General features: G+C 74.0%; 2 protein-coding genes. Both read right to left on the bottom strand.

Features of this window, described 5'->3' with window-relative positions:
* The coding region (locus ACYVE9_RS20565) for an acetyl-CoA carboxylase biotin carboxylase subunit (RefSeq protein ID WP_461029362.1) at positions 1-1683 on the bottom strand (1683 nt) is incomplete at its 3' end.
* 15 nt (positions 1684-1698) lie between these two features.
* On the bottom strand, positions 1699-3152 hold a 1454-nt coding region (locus ACYVE9_RS20560), incomplete at its 5' end, for a carboxyl transferase domain-containing protein (RefSeq protein WP_461029361.1).

Raw genomic sequence — 3152 nt, 5'->3', positions numbered from 1 at the left:
CGCGTGGCGGAAGGCGGTGGTGGCGCCGTCCCGGTGCAGGCGCACCGTGCCGGGGCCGGCGGCGGTGAGCCGGGCGGCCACCGGTTCGGCGTCCCCGACCGCGACCTCGGCGTTCTCTGGCAGCCCTCTGACCCGTACCGCCACCGGGTCGTGGCCGGGCAGTTGCAGGCGGTGCACCGTCCAGGCGGGTTCGTCGCCGAGCCGCCAGCCGGACGGCACGGAGAACGGATCGGTCCAGCCCGAGGGCGGCTCGGCGGCCTCGGCGGTGCGCAGCAGCGCGACCGCCGTGTACACCTCGTCGGGGACGGCAGGCGGCACGAGGGAGGCGGCGTCGCGGTCCACCAGGCCGGTGTCGAGCCGCCCCTCGGCCACCGCGGGGTGGGCGAGCAGGGCGCGCAGGAAGGCCGTGTTGGTGTCGAGGCCGAGGACCGTGGTGGCCGACAGCGCGGTCCGCAGCCGGCGCAGCGCGGTGGGGCGGTCCGGGCCGTGCGCGATGACCTTGGCCAGCATCGGGTCGTAGGTGGTGCCGACCTCGGTGCCGGTGGTCAGCCCGGAGTCCACCCGGATGCCGGGCCCGCTCGGCTCGGCCAGCAGCCGCACGGTGCCGGCCGACGGCAGGAAGTCCACGCCGTCCCCGGTGACCCGCGCCGTCTCGGCGCAGATCCTGGCCTCCACGGCGTGGCCGTCGAGGCGGATGTCCCGCTGCCCGAAGGGCAGTTCCTCACCGGCCGCGACCCGCAGCTGCCACTCGACGAGGTCGATGCCGGTGATCAGTTCGGTGACGGGGTGCTCGACCTGGAGGCGGGTGTTCATCTCCATGAAGCAGTAGGCGCCCGGGTCGTCGCCGGGCACGATGAACTCGACGGTGCCGGCGCCGCGGTAGCCGCAGGAGCGGGCCGCGTTGACGGCGGCCTCGCCCATGGCGGCGCGGGTCGCCTCGTCCAGCAGCGGGCTCGGCGCCTCCTCGATGATCTTCTGGTGGCGGCGCTGGAGCGAGCACTCGCGCTCACCGAGGTGCACGACGTTGCCGTGGTCGTCGGTGAGCACCTGGATCTCGATGTGCCGGGGTCCCTCGATCCAGCGTTCCACCAGCAGGGTGTCGTCGCCGAAGGCGCCGCGGGCGGTGCGGCGGGCGGCGGCGATCTCCTCCGCGAGCCGGTCGGCGTCGTGCACCAGCCGCATGCCCTTGCCGCCGCCGCCCGCGGACGGCTTGAGCAGCACCGGCATGCCGATGCGGCGGGCGGCCTCCTCCAGCCGGGGGTCGTCGAGGGTGCTGCCCGACGAGCCGGGCACCACGGGCACACCGGCGGCGGCCACCGTCTCCTTGGCCCGGATCTTGTCGCCCATCAGCTCGATGGCGTCGGCGGACGGGCCGATGAAGGCCAGCCCGGCGTCGGTCACGGCCCGGGCGAAGGCGGCGTTCTCGGCGAGGAAGCCGTAGCCGGGGTGCACGGCCTGCGCCCCGGTGCGGGCGGCGGCGTCCAGCAGCGCCGGGATGTGCAGGTAGCTCTCCGCGGCGGGCGGCGGGCCGATGCGCACGGCCTCGTCGGCCTCCCGGACGTGCCGGGCGCCCGCGTCGGCGTCGCTGTACACGGCGACCGAGCGCACGCCCAGTTCCCGCAGCGTGCGGATGACCCGCACGGCGATCTCACCGCGGTTGGCGATCAGTACGGTGTCGAACATCCTCAAAGCGGTCCCTCACATCCGGAAGACGCCGAAGCCGGGCTCACCCAGCGGGGCGTTGGCACAGGCGGTCAGGGCCAGACCCAGCACGGTGCGGGTCTGCAGCGGGTCGATGACGCCGTCGTCCCACAGGCGGGCGGTGGCGTAGTAGGCGTTGCCCTGCGTCTCGTACTGCTCCCGCACGGGCGCCTTGAAGGCCTCCTCGGCCTCGGTCGGCCACTCCTCACCGCGGGCGGCGAGCTGGTCGCGCTTGACGGTGGCGAGGACCGAGGCGGCCTGCTCGCCGCCCATCACGGAGATCTTGGCGTTGGGCCACATCCACAGGAAGCGCGGCGAGTAGGCCCGGCCGCACATCGAGTAGTTGCCCGCGCCGTAGCTGCCGCCGATGACGACCGTCAGCTTCGGCACCCGGGTGCAGGCGACGGCGGTGACCATCTTGGCCCCGTGCTTGGCGATGCCGCCGGCCTCGTAGTCGCGGCCGACCATGAAGCCGGAGATGTTCTGGAGGAACAGCAGCGGGATGCCGCGCTGGTCGCACAGCTCGATGAAGTGCGCGCCCTTCTGGGCGGACTCGGAGAACAGGATGCCGTTGTTGGCGACGATGCCCACCGGGTGGCCGTGCAGGTGCGCGAAGCCGGTGACGAGCGTGGTGCCGAACTCGGCCTTGAACTCCTGGAAGCGGGAGCCGTCGGTGAGGCGGGCGATGACCTCGCGCACGTCGTAGGGGGTGCGGGAGTCCGCGGGCACCGCGCCGTAGAGGCCGGCCGGGTCAACGGCCGGCTCCTCCACCGGCCGCACCGACCACGGCAGCGGCCCGCGCCTGGGCAGCGTGCCGACGATGCCGCGGACGATGCGCAGCGCGTGCGCGTCGTCCTCGGCGAGGTGGTCGGTGACGCCGGAGACCCGGGAGTGCACCTCGCCGCCGCCGAGTTCCTCGGCGGTGACGACCTCGCCGGTGGCTGCCTTCACCAGCGGCGGCCCGCCGAGGAAGATGGTGCCCTGGCCGCGGACGATGACGGCCTCGTCGCTCATCGCCGGCACGTAGGCGCCGCCCGCGGTGCAGGAGCCGAGCACAGCGGCGATCTGCGGGATGCCGGCCCCCGACATGCGGGCCTGGTTGTAGAAGATGCGCCCGAAGTGCTCGCGGTCGGGGAAGACCTCGTCCTGCATCGGGAGGAAGGCGCCGCCGGAGTCCACCAGGTACAGGCAGGGCAGGCGGTTCTCCAGGGCCACCTCCTGGGCGCGGAGGTGCTTCTTGACCGTCATCGGGTAGTAGGTGCCGCCCTTGACGGTGGCGTCGTTGGCGACGACGACCACCTCACGCCCGGAGACCCGGCCGATGCCGGCGATGACGCCGGCGGCGGGGGCCTGGTCGTCGTAGAGGCCGTCGGCGGCCAGCGGGGCCAGCTCCAGGAAGGGCGAGCCGGGGTCCAACAGGGCGTCTACGCGGTCCCGCGGCAAGCTTCTCG

The sequence above is a fragment of the Streptomyces sparsus genome (assembly GCF_054776295.1).
This window is presented reverse-complemented; position numbering and strand designations above follow the sequence as displayed.